This is a genomic window from Hyphomicrobiales bacterium, from assembly GCA_016125495.1.
GTDB lineage: Bacteria > Pseudomonadota > Alphaproteobacteria > Rhizobiales > RI-29 > RI-29.
Genome location: WGLQ01000017.1, coordinates 1 through 18,682 on the forward strand (window position 1 = coordinate 1; position 18,682 = coordinate 18,682).

General features: G+C 64.1%; 15 protein-coding genes, 2 tRNA genes and 1 pseudogene. 4 read left to right on the forward strand and 14 right to left on the reverse strand.

Going from position 1 to position 18,682, the window contains the following annotated elements; all coding sequences use genetic code 11:
* Nucleotides 1–865: 865 nt before the first annotated feature.
* Nucleotides 866–1,603, forward strand: a complete 738-nt coding sequence (locus tag GC150_13070) for a hypothetical protein (protein MBI1385832.1) — start codon at nt 866–868, stop codon at nt 1,601–1,603.
* A gap of 285 nt (nt 1,604–1,888) precedes the next feature.
* On the opposite strand, the gene GC150_13075 is transcribed toward GC150_13070, so the two are convergent.
* The 3 genes from GC150_13075 to GC150_13085 form a co-directional block, all read right to left on the reverse strand.
* A complete protein-coding gene (locus tag GC150_13075) occupies nt 1,889–2,716 on the reverse strand; it encodes an alpha/beta fold hydrolase (GenBank protein ID MBI1385833.1) in 828 nt (275 codons plus the stop codon).
* Nucleotides 2,717–2,781: 65 nt separating this feature from the next.
* Nucleotides 2,782–3,588, reverse strand: a complete 807-nt coding sequence (locus tag GC150_13080) for an enoyl-CoA hydratase (GenBank protein ID MBI1385834.1) — start codon at nt 3,586–3,588, stop codon at nt 2,782–2,784.
* Entirely contained in the window at nt 3,588–4,793 is a 1,206-nt protein-coding gene (locus GC150_13085; GenBank protein MBI1385835.1) for a CoA transferase, read from the reverse strand. The genes GC150_13080 and GC150_13085 overlap by 1 nt, the downstream gene beginning before the upstream one ends.
* Before the next feature lie 404 nt (nt 4,794–5,197).
* On the opposite strand from GC150_13085, the gene GC150_13090 reads away from it, so the two are divergent.
* Together GC150_13090 and GC150_13095 are read left to right on the forward strand one after the other, a co-directional pair.
* A complete protein-coding gene (locus GC150_13090; protein ID MBI1385836.1) occupies nt 5,198–6,040 on the forward strand; it encodes an FCD domain-containing protein in 843 nt (280 codons plus the stop codon).
* A gap of 353 nt (nt 6,041–6,393) precedes the next feature.
* Nucleotides 6,394–8,094, forward strand: coding sequence for a thiamine pyrophosphate-binding protein (locus GC150_13095; GenBank protein MBI1385837.1), 1,701 nt, complete (start codon nt 6,394–6,396; stop codon nt 8,092–8,094).
* Between the two features lie 235 nt (nt 8,095–8,329).
* On the opposite strand, the gene GC150_13100 is transcribed toward GC150_13095, so the two are convergent.
* The 11 genes and pseudogenes from GC150_13100 to GC150_13150 form a co-directional block, all read right to left on the reverse strand.
* Nucleotides 8,330–9,667: an MCE family protein gene (locus GC150_13100; GenBank protein MBI1385838.1), complete on the reverse strand. Its 1,338-nt coding sequence runs from the start codon at nt 9,665–9,667 to the stop codon at nt 8,330–8,332.
* Entirely contained in the window at nt 9,534–10,322 is a 789-nt protein-coding gene (locus GC150_13105; GenBank protein ID MBI1385839.1) for an ATP-binding cassette domain-containing protein, read from the reverse strand. Before GC150_13105 ends, GC150_13100 begins: the two co-directional genes overlap by 134 nt.
* 3 nt (nt 10,323–10,325) lie before the next feature.
* Complete coding sequence (locus GC150_13110) at nt 10,326–11,495, reverse strand: MlaE family lipid ABC transporter permease subunit (GenBank protein MBI1385840.1); 1,170 nt, start codon at nt 11,493–11,495, stop codon at nt 10,326–10,328.
* 36 nt (nt 11,496–11,531) lie between these two features.
* Nucleotides 11,532–12,047: a hypothetical protein gene (locus GC150_13115; protein ID MBI1385841.1), complete on the reverse strand. Its 516-nt coding sequence runs from the start codon at nt 12,045–12,047 to the stop codon at nt 11,532–11,534.
* 529 nt (nt 12,048–12,576) lie between these two features.
* Nucleotides 12,577–13,674: a L,D-transpeptidase family protein gene (locus GC150_13120; GenBank protein ID MBI1385842.1), complete on the reverse strand. Its 1,098-nt coding sequence runs from the start codon at nt 13,672–13,674 to the stop codon at nt 12,577–12,579.
* A gap of 59 nt (nt 13,675–13,733) precedes the next feature.
* Nucleotides 13,734–15,002 carry a DUF992 domain-containing protein gene (locus GC150_13125; GenBank protein ID MBI1385843.1) on the reverse strand — a complete coding sequence of 423 codons (1,269 nt, stop codon included), beginning with the start codon at nt 15,000–15,002 and terminating at the stop codon, nt 13,734–13,736.
* 348 nt (nt 15,003–15,350) lie between these two features.
* Nucleotides 15,351–15,467 (reverse strand): annotated as a pseudogene (locus GC150_13130) (DNA-binding protein).
* A gap of 313 nt (nt 15,468–15,780) precedes the next feature.
* A complete protein-coding gene (locus GC150_13135) occupies nt 15,781–16,635 on the reverse strand; it encodes a hypothetical protein (GenBank protein ID MBI1385844.1) in 855 nt (284 codons plus the stop codon).
* A gap of 175 nt (nt 16,636–16,810) precedes the next feature.
* Nucleotides 16,811–16,884: transfer RNA gene (locus GC150_13140), tRNA-Gly, on the reverse strand.
* A 191-nt stretch (nt 16,885–17,075) separates the two neighbouring features.
* Nucleotides 17,076–17,540 carry a DNA mismatch repair protein gene (locus GC150_13145; GenBank protein MBI1385845.1) on the reverse strand — a complete coding sequence of 155 codons (465 nt, stop codon included), beginning with the start codon at nt 17,538–17,540 and terminating at the stop codon, nt 17,076–17,078.
* A gap of 224 nt (nt 17,541–17,764) precedes the next feature.
* Nucleotides 17,765–17,849 (reverse strand) — tRNA-Tyr (locus GC150_13150).
* A 306-nt stretch (nt 17,850–18,155) separates the two neighbouring features.
* Here GC150_13150 and GC150_13155 point away from each other — a divergent pair.
* Nucleotides 18,156–18,620, forward strand: a complete 465-nt coding sequence (locus GC150_13155) for a hypothetical protein (GenBank protein ID MBI1385846.1) — start codon at nt 18,156–18,158, stop codon at nt 18,618–18,620.
* The last annotated feature ends 62 nt before the right edge of the window (nt 18,621–18,682 follow it).

An 18,682-nucleotide genomic window follows, 5' to 3' on the forward strand; every position in this document is an offset into this window, starting at 1 on the left:
CGGCGGCGCGCCCCCTGGCCTCCTTGGTGCACACACCCCCCACCGCCCGGGCCACCCCCCCCCCCCCCGCCCCCCCCCCCCCCCCCCTGCTCCCATCGAGGACGATCCGGCAGGCCACGGCTGATGCATCGGCATCCCCCGTCGGGTCCAGAAGATGCGCCGCGACCTCATGCATATCGTTCCGCAGGTCCCGCGCGCTCCGCGTGCAGCAGGTCTCGAGGGGCCAGTCGCGGAGAATCACGGCATCGGTTTCCGCGATAATGGGATCAATCGAGGCATGGTCAAGCTCGAGATCATTGGCGAACACGATTCCCCGGCCCGCGCAGTCGACGTCCTGCAACGATCAGGGCGGCCGTGAGTTGGGCCATGGCGCTTCGAACAAGTAGGATTATTCCCGTGTCCCCCTCTTCCTCTGCGAATTTCCGGCAGCGGCCGCGTCGCAGCATGCACGAGAGAGGAGCGCTTCGAGTTGCGATGGATCAAGGCGCTTCATGAATGCGAACGGCAGCATTCTGCCGAGAGACGCGAACGCCACCACAGGCAGGTCTCGAATGCCGGCAACCGGCGCCTCGAGTGTCCGTGCCCGGCACCACGGCGCGGTCACCCGTGGACGTCGAGGGGACTTCGGAGGTCACACTCTCACTGGCACCGAGGCCTGCCATGGACTAGTGTTCTGCCCGGACAACTCGGAGATGGCAGGTCACGAGCGCCATACCTGGAGCGGAGGAGGGGACCGCCCTCCGCTGCGGGCGCCGGGATAACCGCACGAATCATCGTGCGCGCGCCAAAGGCGATCGAAGACCGCGCCACACGCGCTCGCCGGTTGCCACTGTAGCCGAAACCGGGGAAAATCGAGGAGGAGCACATGTGTTGGAGCGCCGCGACTTCGGTCGCCATGGTCGGCATCGGCGCCGCGGCAACCGCAGTGACGATATCCCGGGGGATGCCGCGCGCAATCCCCGCCGCACTCGGTTATTTCACCGTGATGGAATTGCTCCAGTCACTCGCGTATCCGGTGGTCGGGCAGTGCGGCAATCCCGCGAACCAAACGATTACTTTCCTCTCGATGCTGCACATCGTCTTCCAGCCGTTCTTCATCAACGCATTCGCCTTGGAACTCGTGCCCCAACGCGTGAGGAGCCAAATGCAGGTTGCGGTGTACCTTGCTTGTGCGGCGTCCGCTGCTGTCATGCTTCTCCAGCTCTATCCCTTCGCGTGGGCCGGCGTTTGCCAGCTTGGCACGTCCCTGTGCGGCAGCACCTTGTGCACTGTCCCGGGCGAATGGCATATCGCCTGGCAGATCCCGTACAATGGCCTGCTGTTGCCCTTGGAAGATGCCATTGGAATCCACGCTGGCTTTCCCACGTACATGCTGACCGTATTCCTCCTGCCGCTCGCCTACGGCGCGTGGCGCTTCGTTCTTTTCCACGCGGTGGCAGGGCCGCTTCTGGCAAACCTGCTGACGAGCAACCCCAACGAAATTCCCGCTGTTTGGTGCTTGTTCTCGATCGGCCTGCTCATCGTTTCGCTCAGCCCGATGGTGCGAAGCAAGGTCGAATGCCGGTCCTGGTATGGATTTGGCGGCACCGCGCAAACGAGTTGAATCGCTGGCCAGAGATCGAACACCAGCAGCCCGGCATCGCGCTCGCGGATCGCCCGCCTTGCTCGACGCGGGGCGATCGTCGGATTCATCGTTCGAACTCCACCAGATTCCTGACCGATGGGCGCGGGAGAGAATCGAACCATACCGATCGATTCGTTTTTTCCTGTTCGACGACACTTAGCTCGAACTCACCATTCCGGCGTGGAACACCCCTGCCATGGCGGAACCGCGATGTGAAATGTCCAAACCGGCGATCGATACGACGATCATACCACCAAACGAATCCTAACGTGTCAGATGTCGTTCGAGTTCAGTATTGAACCGGTCAGCCTCTTCAACGTGAACGAGATGTCCCGTTTCCGGTATCCGGAGCACATGAGTATTCGGCATGGTTGCCGAGAGGAATTCATTGGTCGGTGCGATGCGATAATGATCCTCCTCTCCGAACGCCAGCAACGTCGGCGTTTCGACGCTCGCCAGCTCGGGCGCCATATCGAACAGCGACTTCCGGTTCCAGTGCACCGTTCGCAAGGTTCGAATGGCGCCGTCGACGGACTGACCACCAAGGTTCGCGAGATATTCACGCCACGCAGCAGGAGCTTTCTGATTCACTCGCTGGTAGGCGGCATCATTCGCAAACCACTCGACAGCACCGAGGCTTCCTCGGCTTTCCATCAACCCGATTTCTCGAGTGATGTCATTGCGGTACCTCGCACGCTCCGCTTCGTCGCGCGGACCGGAACTGCAACCAACCAACGTCAGAGTTCTTAGGCGCCGCCAATTTTCCATGGCATAGGTTATCGAGGTAAAACTGCCCATTGAGCAGCCGACCAGATGAACGGCATCCAGATCGAACGCTTCAATGACATCCGTCAGATCGTTGGTCGACGAAACCTGACCGTAGGCTTCGGCCGGGTCCGGGACGTCGGATGGCAGAAAGCCGCGGGCGCAATAGCGGATGCACCTGTACCGATCGCTGAATCGAGCGACCTGACGATCCCACGTTCGCCAATCGCCGCCGAATTCATGCGCGAAGACGATGGCGGGCGCATCCCTCGGGCCCTGGTCGCTGACGAACAGTCGCACCCCATCCCTTACCTCGATGCGGTCCATGGAAGTTCCACTCCGTTTTCCTGGAACGAACGCGGCGGCCAGAGGTCGCCCGCGAAATCAGCTCGTCATTTGCCTTCGAATTTCGGTCGACGCTTGGCGGCGAACGCCGCCCGGCCCTCCTTGTAATCCTCGCTCGCGAAACAGGCGTCCGCCATGCGCTCCATCAGAACCGTATCCGGGTTGCCCGTCGGTTTGGTGAGTTCACGGATCGTTGCCTTCAGCGCCCTGATCGTGAGCGGCGCGTTTTCGGCAATCTGTTCACAATACTGCGCGGTGACGTCGCTCAATTCGTCCCTTGCCACCACCCGGTTCACCAATCCCATGGCATGCGCTTCGCGCGCATCGTAGCGGCGGGCCGTCATGAAGATTTCGCTGGTGCGCGCCGGGCCGACCGCTTGTAGGAATTGCGCAATGCCCGGATAGCGGTAGGCAAGTCCGATGCGAGCGGCCGGAACGGCAAAAACCGCATCCTCGGCGGCAAGCCGAATGTCACAGCACAACATGATCGCCATGCCCCCTCCGAGACAGTAGCCGCGGACGCTGGCGATCATCGGCTTGTCGATGCTCGCCAGCGCCGCGAGCGACCCATCGGCGATGTGATTGTAATGCTGGATCGCTGCCATCTCCGATCTCCGTGCATCGAATTCGGAGATGTCGGAACCGGAGACGAATGCAGCCGACCCCGCGCCGGAGACGACTATGACCCTGATCCGCTCGTCGCCATGGAGCACCCGGGCCGCCTCTCCAAGGTTCGTCCAGCCATCGAGCGTGACCGCGTTGTGCTTTGCTGGATTGTCGAAAACCAGATGCGCGACATGGCCCTGCCTTTCGACCCGCAGGGTCTTGTCGTCACTTTCCAACAGAAGGGTCATTACAGAACGCCTTCGGATCTGAACTTGGCGATCTCCGCGCTGGTGTAACCCAGCTCGGTGAGGACGAGGTCGGTGTGTTCTCCTCGCGCCGGGGCAGCGCTGCGCAGCACGTCCGTCCAGCCGGTCATCTGGAAGCCGGGCTTCAGGAGATGGACCGCGCTGCCATCGGGCCTCGGGACCGACCCATGAAGATCGAGATGTCGCACCTGGGGGTCGACGAAGACCTCTTCCACCGTATGGATGGGTCCGGCCGGAACTCCCGCAGCGTTGAGCAACTCGGTCCATTCGGCGCGGGTTCTCCTGGCGATCTCGCCGCCGATGATGGCGTTCAGCTCATCGCGGTTGCGATAGCGCAGCGCTTCGGATGAAAACTCCGGTCGCTCCCCCAGTTCCGGCATTCCGATCGCACGACTGAACCGTGCGAACATGGCGCCACCGGAGCCGCCGATGTTGATCGGACCGTCGCTCGCTTCATAGACGCCGGTCGGAATGCTCGTGGGATGATTATTGCCCGCTTGACGCGCCAGTTCACCGCTGTTGAGCCAGTGCACCGCCCGCAGATCCAGCATCGCGATCTGGGCCTGGAGCAACGACGTCTGCACCCACCGCCCTTCGCCGCTCTCACCTCGCGCCACCAGCGCGACCAGGATCGACATCGCGCCGAAGAGACCCGCGCAAAGATCGGCCATCGGCACGCCCACCCGCATCGGACCGCGACCGGGTTCGCCGGTGATCGACATGATGCCGCCCAAGCCTTGCGCGACCTGATCGACCCCCGGGCGATCGACGTAGGGACCGTCCTGGCCGAAGCCGGAGATACTTGCGTAGACAATCCGGGGATTGATTTTCCTCAAGGTATCGTAGTCGATCGCCAATCGATGCTTGACGCTCGGGCGGTAATTCTCGACGACCACATCCGCCGTTTTCACGAGGCGGTAGAACACCTCACGTCCGGCCGGCGACTTCAGGTTCAGCGTTATGCTGCGCTTGTTTCGATGGAGGTTCTGGAAGTCTGGCGCCTCACGCGGTCCGCCGATCGGTTCGGCGTCGTCGATCGCCGCCGGTGCCTCGACAGCGATCGCATCGGCTCCCCAGTCGGAAAGCTGCTTGACCGCCGTTGGGCCCGCGCGCACGCGGGTCAGGTCGAGAACACGTATCCGCGCCAAGGGTGGAACCTGCTGACGCGCCCCTTCGTGCGAGGTCATCTCGGATCGCTCCTCCCTGTTGGGGTTGCCTGGCAGCATCGGCATTCCGTGGTTGTTCCGACCATCTCCGTTCGATTGGCGCAGGATCGGTCACCGCAGCATCGGGGTCGTCCAGAATGTCACTGTGAGAATGTCACCGGTCGCTCGATCCTCGCACAGCCGGGGCATGGCTTCCAGGGGCGTTTATCGACACGTGACCTTAGCTTCGTGGCCGACAGGCAGAATGAACGCCCGCACGCCGGGCACCACGAGCGCGAACACGGAGAGGATATCGACAACTCGGGTTGAACTCGGGTTGAAGAGGCATCCTTTGCCAAGGCACACCCGAACGGTCGCACCGGCCACCGCCACGCCTACGGCACCTCGCCCTGGGACGCGAGCGGCGCCCGCGCTGGCAAGGATCCATGCCTGCTCACCAAATGGGCAGTGGAGGAGCAATCGGCACCAAGGGAAAGCGTGATGGACTTCCGCGCTGGAAGAGCCCAGATTATCGAGACCCGAAATCAAACTGCGGTTGGCAGATGGCGAGACTGGATGAGGACGCCTCCATCGCTCGGGATGGGGGCTCGAGTGACGATCGGACCCTTCGGCCACAGGCGCAGAGGATCGTGCGAAACGCCATCATCGACGGACAGTTCAATGCGGGTCAGAAGCTGATCGAGCGCGAGCTCTGTGAACTCACGGGCTCCAGCCGATCCGTGTTGCGGGAGGCACTGGCCAACCTGGAAGCCTGCGGGCTCATCGAGCGCGAATCCTACTGCGGCTTCAGGGTCGCGGTGTTGAGTGCTCGAAAGGTGACGGAGATTTTCGAATTGCGCCTCTGCCTGGAGACGCAGGCCGCGGAATTGTTCGCCGAGCGCGCGAGCGACGACGAGATGGCCGAACTCGGCGATGCCTTCCGAGAGATCGAGCGATGCGCCGCCGATTTCGAGCTCAGGCGGATGCGCACGGCCAAGGAGCGCTACTACGACGTCCTCTTCACCGGGTGTCGAAACGAGGAGATCGGCCAAGCCCTGGCCAATGTGATCGACCGGATCAGCTACCTGCGAAGCCGGCTGCTGTCGAACGCGGAGCGGCGCGCCGCCTCGGTCGAGGACATCCGGCGCTTGACGCTCGCACTGATCGATCGCGATCCGCTCGCCGTGCGGGCCGCCAGTCGGGCCCATCTGGAAGCGGCGCGCGAAGCCGTGCTGAAGCTCATGATGCAGCAGCCGGTGGCGACGCGCGGCCCCCGGCGCGCCGCCTGACGAACGGGCGAGCGGACCGCCTCGATCACGGCAGGATCCTCCGGGTCGATGCCGATTTCGGCGAAACCGTCGTCGCGATCGCGGACCGTGTGGTGCGGCCGGCCACCGATCGACGCGTCGGGCGCGCTGATGTTTTCATCCTCGGCGGGCGCATCGCGAAGGTTGGAACAGACACGGCATTCTCCGAGATGACATCGACCGTTCAAAAATTGTATGCAAAAATTGCGGTATCAGGCGCGCCAGCTAGGCGTCTCATTGACACCATGTCGATCAGATGCTCCATTTCGCATACGATTTGGCAATGTGCACCGCCCCCGCCGTGAGATCGCGGCCGTAGGGGACCGTGAGGGACGATGGCGAAGGTGTATGGCGGAGCGGCCGTTGTCGATGCGCTGCGCAAGGCGCGCGTGAGCCACGTGTTCGGCCTGCTCGGCTCGACCACCATGGAGGTCTACGACGCGCTCTATCACGTGCAGGACGAGATCGCGTACGTCGGCGTCCGGCACGAGGCCTTCGGTGTGCACATGGCCGACGGGTTCGGGCGTGCGAGCAATACTCCGGGCGTATTCCTCGCCGGCCAGGCCGGCCCCGGCGCGGTCAACATGGTCCCGGGTCTCATTCAAGCCAAGCTCGCCTATTCTCCGGTTGTCGCCATCACCGGCCTCGTCACCTCGGCCCACTACCACCGCGACACCATGCAGGAGGTCGACCAGCACAGCCTGTTCGCCCCAGTCGTCAAGAAGAACATCACCGTCATCCATCCGGATCGGGTCGGCCCGGCGATCACCGAAGCGCTCGAGATCGCCAATTCCGGCCGGCGCGGTCCGGTCGTCGTGAACATCCCCCGCGATCTCTACGCCGCCGAGGTGCCTTCGGACCCGCGCGCACCCGACTACGAGGCAGGCTCGATCGTGGGCTCGCTCAATCCACGCGCCGTTGCAAGAGCCGCGGAACTGCTGCGGAGCGCCCGCTCACCGGTCATCCTCGCCGGCGCCGGCGTGAAATGGGGGCGTGGTGCCGATGCCGTCGTGCGGCTCTCGAACCAGTTGCGCCTGCCTGTCGTTGCCTCGGCTGGCAATCCCGACGTCGTTCCGGGCGACCATCCCTATTTCGGCGGCCAGGTCGGCCCGCGCGGCAACGAGGTGGCAAGCGCCGCCACGCGCAATGCCGACGTCATCCTGGCGCTCGGCACCCGGCTCTCGTTCAACACGACGTTCTTTTCCTTCAACGATATCAACCGGGACGCCCGCATCGTCCAGGTCGATGTCGAGCCGTCCGCGCTCGGACGCCACTTCCCGATCGAGATCGGCATGGTCGCTGATGCCGGCACGGTTGCAACCGCGTTGTCCGAGGCGCTGAGCGAATGGGGACCCGGGGATGTTCCCTGGCAGGCGCACGCCGACCGGTTCTGCGCAGACGTCGACGCACTCTGGCGGGTCCGCGACGAGGCGGGCGCGAACACCGCGACGCCGCTGCATCCCGACCGTGTCTTCAGGGAGTTGCGTCAATCCGCGCCCCGCGAGGCTCTGTTCACGCTCGATGCGGGCACGCTCTGCCTGCAGATCACGGACAAGCTCAGATACCTCGGCGCCCCCCCGAGCCTGATGACGACACTCGACTACGGGCTGATCGGCTTTTCCTTCCCATGCGGCCTCGGCGCCAAATGCGCGCAACCCGAGCGGCCGGTGATCTCGCTGCACGGCGATGGCGGCTTCTGCATGACGATGGTCGAACTCGCCACGGCCATGCAGCACGGGATCAACACCGTCACCGTCGTCATGGACAACGGCTGCTGGGGAGCGGAAAAGGCCTATCAGCGCGAGTTCTACCAGGGCCGCTACATCGGCTGCGACACGATCAATCCGCGCTACGACGAGTTCGCGCGCCTCTACGGCGCCAAGGGCTACTTCTGCGAAGAGCCCGGCAGCGTCGCGGACGCCGTCGCCGAGGCCCTCAAGGCCGATTGTCCGGCGATCATCCACGTCAAGGTCGATCCCGACGTCATGACGCTGTTCCGACGGGATTCCTTCGCGCACCGTCCGCAGCGCCAGTAGGACCCCACCTTGTCGACCACCGGGATCGTCCGGACGCGACCTGACAGCCTCGCGTGATCCTGGAGCGGTTCTGCGCCGGTTCAGGATTTTTTTGCAGGGCACCGGGCTGATCACGCCCGCCAAGGCGACTGAAAGCCCCTTTGGGACACCTCCCGCGAGGGAACCGATCCGAATCCTGCCTCGAGGCCGTGACCTCGTTGGAAGACCACGGCCGGACGGCATGAATCTCCTCCCTCTACTCCCTTGCGACGCCCAGCACCCAACCCAGGAGGCCGCGCGCCACGTTGCTGAAGGCTCGGTCGAGCGCGGCCATCCGATCGGGGGTTTCGCTTCCTGCAATCGCCACCTCGGAGTGGAAGGAGTCCGCGGCCTTGATCTCCCCCGAATCCGAAACGATGCGTGCTGCCAGGGTGACGGCGGCCCTCGGCTCGCGCCCCTCGAGCACCTCGAAATGCCGGATCTCGATCAGCAGTTGATCGGCTCCATCGAGTCCGCCGAACGGACGACCGACCGACTTCATGAGACCGGAGCGCTCGAAGCTCTCGATGATCCGGGACTGCACCAGGAGTGGGAGCGCATCGATCCAGAGGGCGTCGGCGAGGAATACACTCTTGGCTCCGCGTTCCTGATCACCCGTCGCGTCCGAGCCCGCGCCGTCGGCTCCGGCGCTCGTGGCGTCCCGGACGAAAATCTTCTGGCTGTTGAGTGTGATCAAGGTCTGCGGCTCAGCGACGATGATGCGGGAGGCGATCGGCTGTGCGCCGCTGGTCTCCACGGCAACGGAACTCAGATCATAGATCGGCACCTGTCCCTGCGCGGCCTTCCCGCCCGTGAACTTCTCGATACCCGCGAGAACCGTGTCGATGCGCTCGGAGTTCCGTGCCAGTGTATCGGCGAAGGTCGCGAGGTCTCCGACGATTTTCCCGAAGTCCTCTTCGTTGTCCCCGATCAAGCGATCGATCCGGCGCAAAACGCCCTGTGCGGCCTCCGACATGGTGAGACCGGCGTCGGGGTCGGCAATGAGCGTTGGCGGCGTGCCATCCGCCGCGACGAGTGCCGGAGCATCGACTGTTCCACCGAGGAGCGAGACGGCGGGCGCTCCCGTCAGTCCCTGAAAGGCGATGCCCGCTCTGGTATCGGCCCGGATCGGTGTGTCGGTCGCAACATCGATCCGAACCATCACCACATTCGGCTGCCGCCGGTCGATATCGAGCGAGAGCACCTCGCCGACACGTACGCCGTTGAAAAGTACAGCGGCTCCCTTCAGGAGGCCAGCGACCGAACCTTGATACTGGACACGATAGACGCGGCGCGCCTCGAGCCCCCCGACGCCGTAGAGCCAATAGATGAAGGCGAAGCCGGCAAGAACGACGGCGAGCACGAAGGCACCGACGATCGTATAGCGCGCATGTGTTTCCATTGGCTTTTCCTCCCGGACCTCAAGCCGTCTCGGCCGGCTCACCCGGATGCATGAACGCCCGGCGCGCCCGCGGACCGGAAAAATAATCACGCACCCACGGGTGCTCGCTCGCCTGCATGTCCGCCATCCCGCCGATGGCCACGACGCGGCCATCGGCGAGTGCCGCGATGCGGTCGCAGACGGTGTTGAGGCTGTCGAGGTCGTGCGTGACCATGAACACCGTGAAGCCGAGTGTCTGATGGAGCGCCAGGATCAGCTCGTCGAACCGCGCGGCCGACAGCGGGTCGAGACCCGAAGTCGGCTCATCGAGAAAGACCAGGTCCGGATCGAGCGCCAGTGCGCGCGCGAGGGCCACGCGCTTGACCATGCCGCCGGAAAGCTCCGAGGGCATCTTCGTTGCGTCGTCCGCAGCGAGGCCCACCATTTCGAGGCGTGCGATGGCGAGCTCGCTTCGCAACCGAGGGCTGATCTCGACCCTTTCACGCATCGCGAATTCGAGATTTTCCTGCACGCTGAGGGATGAAAAAAGTGCACCGCGCTGGAACAGTACACCCCACTTCCGGCGCAATTCCCGTTGCGCGCCGGGATCCATCCGGTCGACGTCGACGCCCAGAACCTCGACCACCCCCTGTTGCGGCTTGATGAGGCCGATGATCGTGCGCAGGAGAACCGACTTCCCGCTTCCCGAACCGCCGACGAGGCCCAGCACCTGTCCGCGCGCCACGTCCAGAGAAAGGCCGCGCAATACCGGCTCGCGACCGAAGCCGACGACCAGATCGCGAACGCGGATGGCCGGCTCGGTTCCCATCGCCTACATCCCGATGGACGCAAAATATACGGCGAAAAGTCCGTCCAGCACGATGACGAAGAAGATCGCCTTCACGACGGACGCGGTCGTGCGCAGACCGAGCGACTCCGCACTTCCCCGAACCTGCAATCCCTCCACGCACGCAACGATACCGATCACCAGCGCCATGAACGGCGCCTTGTACATGCCGACCTTGAAATGCGTCGTCGAGAGCGCCTCGGAGAGCCGCGCGATGTAGATGTCCGGGTGCATCCCGCCATAGAACCATGCGACCAGACCGCCACCGAACAGGGCGGACATACAGCCGATGAACGTCAGCAGTGGCAGCGCGATGACCAGCGCCAATGTGCGTGGCAGCAGCAGGACGCCGACAGGGTCGAAACCCATCGTCCGCAACGCGTCGATTTCCTCCCGCATCTTCATGCTGCCCAGTTCGGCCGTATAGGAACTGCCCGACCTGCCGGCCACCATGATCGCGACGATGAGAACACCGATCTCCCGCAGCACCAGAATGCCGACCATGTCGACGACGTAGATCTCGGCGCCGAACTCACGGAAGTGGAAAAATCCCTGTTGCGCGATGATACCGCCGATCAGGAATGTGATCAGCAGAACGATGGGCACGGCCTGCCATGCGACGCGGTCGAGATGATGGACCATCGACGTCAGCCGGAACGACGACACCCCCCTGACGCTCTCGCCCAGTGCCCATCCGAGTGCGCCGAGCATCTCCAGGAACCGCTTCAGATCGCGCCCCGCCTCGCTCGCCGCGACGCCCGTGTCGTGGAGCCCAGCGCTCAACACGTTGTCGGGTTGCCGCGGCGCCGGAGGTTGCACCGAAAGCCCGGACATCGTGTCGCACAAGGGCTGATAACGTGCCGGAAGCCCGGTGACCTTCGTGGTTCTGCCGCCCGCCTCGCGACGTCTGCGCAGAAAGCGCTCGAGGAGCCAGGCGCCGCACGTGTCGATCGCGGCGATCTCCGCCATGTCGACGATCAGTTCGGGCGATGCGCGATGGCTTTGCTCGACCGTCTCGAGCAGACGCTCGAGCGCGCTCGCGGTTTGCACTGTCCAGACACCGCGCGCGTGCAGCAGCGTGCGACCCGCACGGTCCTGCTCCGGATCGAGCACAGGCAACACCACAGGCTCATGTCCCTCGCCCTGGTCAGCCATGATCGAACCGGTCCATCGACGGCCCCGCCACGCCGCCTAACGCGGGGTCAACTGGATGTCGACCGCGCGCAGCGCGGTCCCCTGGGTGGAAATCAGCACGCGCTGCTGTCGGCCGGTGAAACTGACCGCAAGGGTTCCTGTCACCGATCCGCCGATGGAAAGCTGAATCCGTCCTGGCGAGACGCTCCCCGTCACGGTGCCATTCGCGTTGTAGGTCCGCTCCTCCCAGCTGCCGCTCACCTGCGATCCCTTGAAATCGAAGGTTCCCCGCATGTGGATCTCGTTGGAATCGCTGTTGCAGAGGATCGCCATGCGAAGCTGGTTGCCTCCGCCGGTGTAATACCCCGTGCAGCGAATGCGCTGCGAACTGCCGTCGTCGAGACGGAAGTAGCCCGCCCCTCCCCAGGATCCGAGAAGTGCGTTGACCATGTCGTTGGCCGTCGCCGGCATGACGAAAAGGCTGGGAGCAAACGCGAAAACCGCTGCCAGTGCAGCGAGATGCCGACGGAACAGGAAACCCCTGCCGATCGAAGGAGTTCTGATATTGCCCATTGATCGCACCTTCGCAGCTGCCATGTGTGACGCGTCGCACAACCCGACCGCCAGCTTATATGCTCGCGCAATCGCGCAGGGCATGCAGTGATCAAGATCAATCGATGTGAGGCATCGGAATGAGGAGCACGTGATGCTCCACGGCCCCACGGACCGGCCCCACAGGGCCATTCCGGTCGGCGTTTGACAGGTGGTTCGTGACAGGGTTCACGGTCCCGTCGATATCTTGCAGGATCGGCACTCCCAAGCAACCCATCCAACTGCGCGACAGCAGACAGTGAGGCGCGGAACGCTACAGGCCGCGCGCTGCGGTTTCGCTGAACCGGCCCTCGAGCCTTGTTCATCCCCCGTTTGCACCCGTGTCCGACCCGAAAAGGAAGACCTCTGCCGTGGGCGCCTTCCGCCAATTGCGGTTCTAACGGGCGACAAGCCGCCCGTTGGCAGCATCAGGCACCATGCGATTGGCCGCTCGCGCACATTCCGAGAATGCCGGTTCGGGCGCTGACGAGCCGAATGATGGCAAGACCTTTCAGTTGCGCTCGATCCGCGTCTGCCAACCCTCGGGCTCGTGGTGGGTGGCGATGACGAAGCCGCGATCGCTGCGGGAGACATCGGGCGCCGGCTGGTCCGTGACGACCATCGTCAATCCCGGATGCATGAGGGTGTGCAGAGCATCGGCCGTCGGCTGGTCGGTCGTGATGCGGTCGATCACCTCGGCCTCGAGAACGGCGCGTGCATCTCCAGCGGCATAAGCGACGGCCATCCAGACGAACGCTGCCCCGCCCTCGTGCGCCTCCCGAAGAACGAAGACATGGTTGCCGACGGGGCGCTGTGGATCTCTGACGTAAGCCGGGCCCTTGGCCACGACGTGGCCGTCCTCCAAGAGAGTGACGGTACGGTCCGCGACACTGACGAGCACCTTTGCGGGCCGTGCACCGTGGTGGTCGCGCCGTTCGGGTGGCAACGTCTTGCTCGCGGCGGCGCGGACCACCTGCTCGGCCTCCTCTCGCGCATGGCCGGGGAGCATCATGCCGGGATGCACGACGTCGATCGGCTCGCTCGCGGCATCGGCGATGATGACGACGACCCCGAGGTGGGTGATCGAAAAGAGGTGTTTGGCGAACTCCAGCGGCAGACGGACGCAGCCGTGCGAAGCCGGATAACCGGGCAGATTGCCGGCGTGGAGTGCGATGCCCGACCAGGTCAGGCGCTCCATGAAGGGCATCGCCGCCCCTTTGTAGGTGCTGGAGACGTGGTCCGCGTCCTTCTGAAGAATGGTGAAGACACCAGTCGGGGTCGCGTGGCCCTTTCGGCCGGTGGAGCAGGTCGCCACGGCCATCCGCACCCCGCCGCGATAGACCGCCACCCGCTGGTCGGGCACCGAGACGATCATCACGACTTCACCCTGCGGGGCACGCTCCGGATCCCAGAAATAGTCTCCGGGTTTCATTCCGGCAAGGTCGTCGTCGCTCGAAAGCCGGCGCGAGGTGGTCCAACCCGCGGTCAGCAGGGCCCCGAGCACGGCCACGGAACCCACGAGGAAGCCGCGACGTCCCGCGAAATGGCGCAAGGCATTTGCCTCCAGCCCTGGTTCGGTGTTCCTGGCCATGCCGGCACTCTCCTTCATCTCGGCATTCCTCTCGCTTCACCCGAGCCTTGCACGGCTAGGCGCCATGAACGTCGTCCTCAGTCCCCCGTCATGACGACGTCGGGGATGACGAAGTGCTGCTCCCCGACCCTGACGTCGAAGTCGTCGCCGGTTCGTCCGACCGTCATCCGGGCGCCGCCATCCGCCTGCGACTCGGCGTAAGACATGGGTGTATTGTCCTCGAAGTAGATCACTCGGTTCCCACCGTCGGGCCAGAAGACGGTTATGGTCCCGTTTCCATTCCCCTTTCTGATCACTCCGAAGCGACAGCTCGCCATCGACCGTCCGCCGCCACGTGAACAGGAGAGCATGCCGGTGGCATTGAAATCCGTCCCCTCGACGGTTGCATCGTTCGCCAGATCGGCGCGTGTCATTGCATAGAGGACAGGGAGTTCACGGGCCGGCGCGGCGCGGATCGGTACGACGAGAACGAGCCCATCCTCGATCCGGGCCGCATCGCGAGCGTCCGGATTGGCGACCAGGAGGCCATGCAAAGTGACACCGCACCGCCACGCGAGGTGGTCCAGCGACTCCCCCGGCTGAAGGATGGCGCGATCACCGCACGGACTCGTGCCATGGTGACCGACGTGATTGGGCACGTGGACGACGGCCCCTGTGGGGATCCGACGCACATTCGTGATCTGTGGATTGGCAAGGAGCAGCGCTTCGACGGTCACGCCGCAGGCATGGGCGATCCCGAACAGGGTCTGGCCGCGCTGGAGGTGCGTGTAGGACCCGCAGCCATAATGGCTTTCCTGTCGGTGGTGCGGGACTTCGTCATACGTGAAGCCGACCGCCGAGAGTCTGACGTCTCCATCGGCGGGTCGACCACGCAGGAGCGGCCTCAGCTCGATCGCCGTCACTCCGACGGCGATATTGAGACCGGTCTCACCTTCGACGCTCAGTGGTTGAAGCGAGATCGTTTGTTTCGCTCCGCCGACGAGGATCTGTCCGCGCCCGCCGACGACCGCGGCTCCGCCGGCTTCGACTCCACCGTAGGTGCCGGCGAGCGTTCCCGGAGGCAGCTCGGTCGTGGCCGCGATCACGCCCCAGGTCATGACGCCGCGTCCGGAGACGCCGATGTCGATGCCGAATGCCTTGAGCTCTCCCTCGTAGGCCTCGCTCTGGCCGTTCGCCTTCTGGAACACACAATGCAGCTCGCGCGGTTCACTGATGATCAGCGCGACACCGCCGGAGACCTCGCAGCTGAGCAGCCCTGCATCGACCCGCGCCAGCGCTGCGCCGCTGCCGGCCAATGAACCCGATAGCGCGATGAGGGCGCCCCCCAGAAGCCTCGCAATCCGCATGCATATTCCTCCAGTAATGTTGGACGGGACTCTTGCTCGCGCACCAGGCACGGGGATGAACAGCCCTACCGCCCACCAGTTCGGAAAATCACCGTACGCTTGCGAACCGAGACTGTTCTGTCAATTCAGAGTGCAGCATGCCTCTGCGGCCGGTTCGATACGGTCGATACTCGACATTCCCCAAGTCAACCGTCGCTGTACGTCAAGGTTGCCTGATCAGATCGGTGAATCAAGTGTGTTTCACCGAGGGCGGCGTCCGCGGCTGCGGCGGCCCTCGGAACCGGGCGGCTCGAGCCGCGAACCGGTGAGACTCTCGTTATGATTGGGTACACGATGGGGGCAGGGTCAGGTCGTCAGCTCGGCATGCTCTGAAATGATGGTGACGCCCCGGCCGGCGGCCATGGCTTCGAGGATGTCCATCAGCAGCGCGACGGCGCCGGCCGGCAGTGCGATCGGCTCGGACATTTCGGCATTTGTGACCCGCAGCTTGAGCGGCGCGCGCGGCATCTTGAACCTTCGGTAGCGCCGCGAACGCCGCCGCCGCTTCTACGAGATCGCCAAGGGCAGCAACACCCCGATCACCGGCTGTATGCCCTGCGAACACTGCTCCCTCACTGCCCACATCCCTCGAATGCTGGACAGGATAAAAAATGGAACGCGACTATCTTGTGGCTGGCGGACCACCTTATGGAGCTGGAGCACATGACGCACGAGCAGGCGTGCCGCCACGCGCACACCGCGATGAGGAAGATTGGTACGAGCGACCAGGGTGATGCGGTCACGTCGTCGAACCAGAGACAGCCGTGATCAGCTTCTCATACAGGCCATTGGGTCCATGGCATTGAATCGTTCGGCTCCCGTCCTGGCGTGGGTCCGACTGCCAAAACGCAAGTCCGTACATCCACGGCTCCTTGACGGTCAGAATGCCACCCTCGCCTTCCTCGCAGAAGATGCGCCAGAGAGCCGCGCCGCTCACGCCCCCATAGCTGTTGGGAGCAACATATCCTTCGTCCACTTGAGGCGTGAACTCGGCCAAGTCGAAACCGTCGCTGGTCGAGAATGCTCCCAGGATACCAGGCTCGATGGAAGCCTCGAATAGGCGCTTCGCCAACTTTCCGTCCGCCGCAACTTCTACCGGCGAGGTTCGCTCTGCTACGACGCCCGCAACGCAATCGAAGCATTTGCGGCTCGGTACTTTGCCATCCAGCGCCGCGTCGCGCTTCAGGGACATGTTACAAAAACTGTTGGTAGCCTTGAGGGTCGAAGCAAAGTTTTCAGGCAGTCGCAGGAGAGCCAGATCAGGTCCCTTTTCGGAGAACGGCTCTCCTCCGATGACGGTGGGCTCGACATGGGCCATGTTGAGCTTCAGCCCCTGCATCTGCCCTGGGTTGCCGGGGAACCGCAGAATGCCGACGTCCTCCGACTGAGGCAGTTTCGCTGCCACATGGGCGGCGGTGAGGATGTAGTAGCTGGCCCCGATCTGCACCAAAGTGCCTGAACCGGCACTATCGGCTGTTTCAGCGCCAGAGTTCCGGCCCAACCTGAGGAGCCCAACTACGTACCAGCGGAGCCGGTCACAGGCTTCGATGTAGACAGGGGAACTGCCATCGTCACTTTGGCTGGTGGAAGTCATCGTGGACTCGGAGGTCCGGAGCGGGTGAAGGATATCGAACCGCGCCGCACACCGGCTTGCCGCGTGTGCGCCAAGCGAAGCACACCGGCTTGCCGCGTGTGCGCCAGGCAAAGAATCGAGTGTTCGATCGAGGCGACCGCCGAAGGGGCTACGCGGCCTCGACAATCGGTGCGCTTGGAGCGGGTGAAGGGAATCGAACCCTCGTCGTAAGCTTGGAAGGCTTCTGCTCTACCATTGAGCTACACCCGCCCATCGAGGTCCGGCGCTCGCCTCACCGATGGGTCGCACCCCCGCTGGTTCGTCCGCAGCGGGGGTGCCATTTTCTGCATCGCGGCACACCGAACTCGCCCACCCTTTCGGGTAGCGGAACCCCGGCCGCCGCTAAGTCTCATCGATCGCACTCTTGTCGGCCGCCTCGACCGAGAGCAGCCGACAACCGACTACTTCAAGCAGTCGATATCGCGATCCTCCTCGATCAGTATCGGGCGCACTTCATCGAACATGTCCATGAAAGCAGCGAACCGGGTACGATCATACGGCGGCTGATACCATGCTTCGAGAGCGAGATCGCCATCCTTGTCGATATAGGCCCGCACCGACGTGATGCGCGCATTCACCTTGTTCACGACCTCCAGGCACGTGAGGCGATCGGACTTCATCTTGTCGGCGCCAGTTATGTAGCCCTGGGCGAGCAGACCACCGCGCAGCTTGTAGAGGCCGAAGTTGTATTTGACCGGATGCTTCACCGACAGCCGGTCATCGGTCTCGGTCACCTCGTAGCCCGAGAACTCGAGATGGGTCTTGTAGGCCTCGGCCTCATCCGGCTTGTCCGCGAGAGCGGGCCCGCTGGCAGCCAGTGCGAAGGCCGCGCAAGCGACCGCGAGTGATCTGCAGTTTGTCAGCATGGGAATCGCCGTCCTATGATCGATGTCTTCCTTCCCCAGGGTCGGACACTAGTCCATCGAACTGTCAAGTGGAAGGGCCGCACGCGCCATTCGGTCGATGAGCTTGGGATGGTGTGCCTGGCCGGACAGCCGGAGCGACTCGGGCTGCTGCTGCTCGCTTGGCGGCGAATGCGCCCGCGCCGGAGCAACGCGTTGTCGCAAAAGAGCAATTCGCTGACCGGTCCTGGTGGAGGGGGCTGGATTCGAACCAGCGTAGGCTGAGCCAACGGATTTACAGTCCGTCCCCTTTAACCACTCGGGCACCCCTCCAGGCACCGGCACTGGCCGCGCACGCGAGCCCAGAAGGCGAGCGTCCGGCCTTCTCGCGTCATGCCGCCGCCCGTCAATGGAATGGCGAGACGGCGGCACGGCGCCGCCATGCGATCACAATGGCGTGCGGAGGCTGTCTTATGAGGAGCGCCGCGCGGTGTGTCAACTCCCGGCCACGGCCTGGGCGCGCGCGGCGCGATACCCGATCCGGTGCCATCGAGGCTCGGCGCGGCGTCCGGCCCGACCGATTGACAGTGTGCGTCCGACAGTTCCAAGTGCGGCGGTCGATGAAGGAGCCTACCGACCTTGCAACCACCTCCGAACGTTCTCGCGCTCGACCTCGAAGGCACGCTCATTTCCAATGCCATGAGCTGCTTTGCCCGCCCGAGGCTCCACGCCTTCCTTTCCGCCTGCGACCGGCTCTTTGCACGGGTCGTGCTCTTTACGGCGGTGAGCGAACACCGCGTGCGGGCGATCACCGAGGTCCTGGTGGCGGAAGGCTCGGCCCCCGCAACGCTGGCGAGCGCGGAAATCGTCGCCTGGCGGGGGCCGCTGAAGGACCTGCGCTTCATCGAAGGCGCCGACCCGGCGCGCTGCCTCATCGTCGATGATCTCGAGAGCTACATCGCCGCGAGCCAGAAGGATCGCTGGATCGCCATCGCGCCCTATGCGCCACCCTACGGCGATGAAGACCGGGAACTGGCGCGCGTCTACGCCATTCTGGCGAGCCGCGTTGGACGGGCGGACGATGAGGGCCCGCCGATCGTCTAGGCGAGAGGACCTGGCGGCGACACTAGGATCGGCACATGCGAGATGCTCATCTCGGCAGAGGC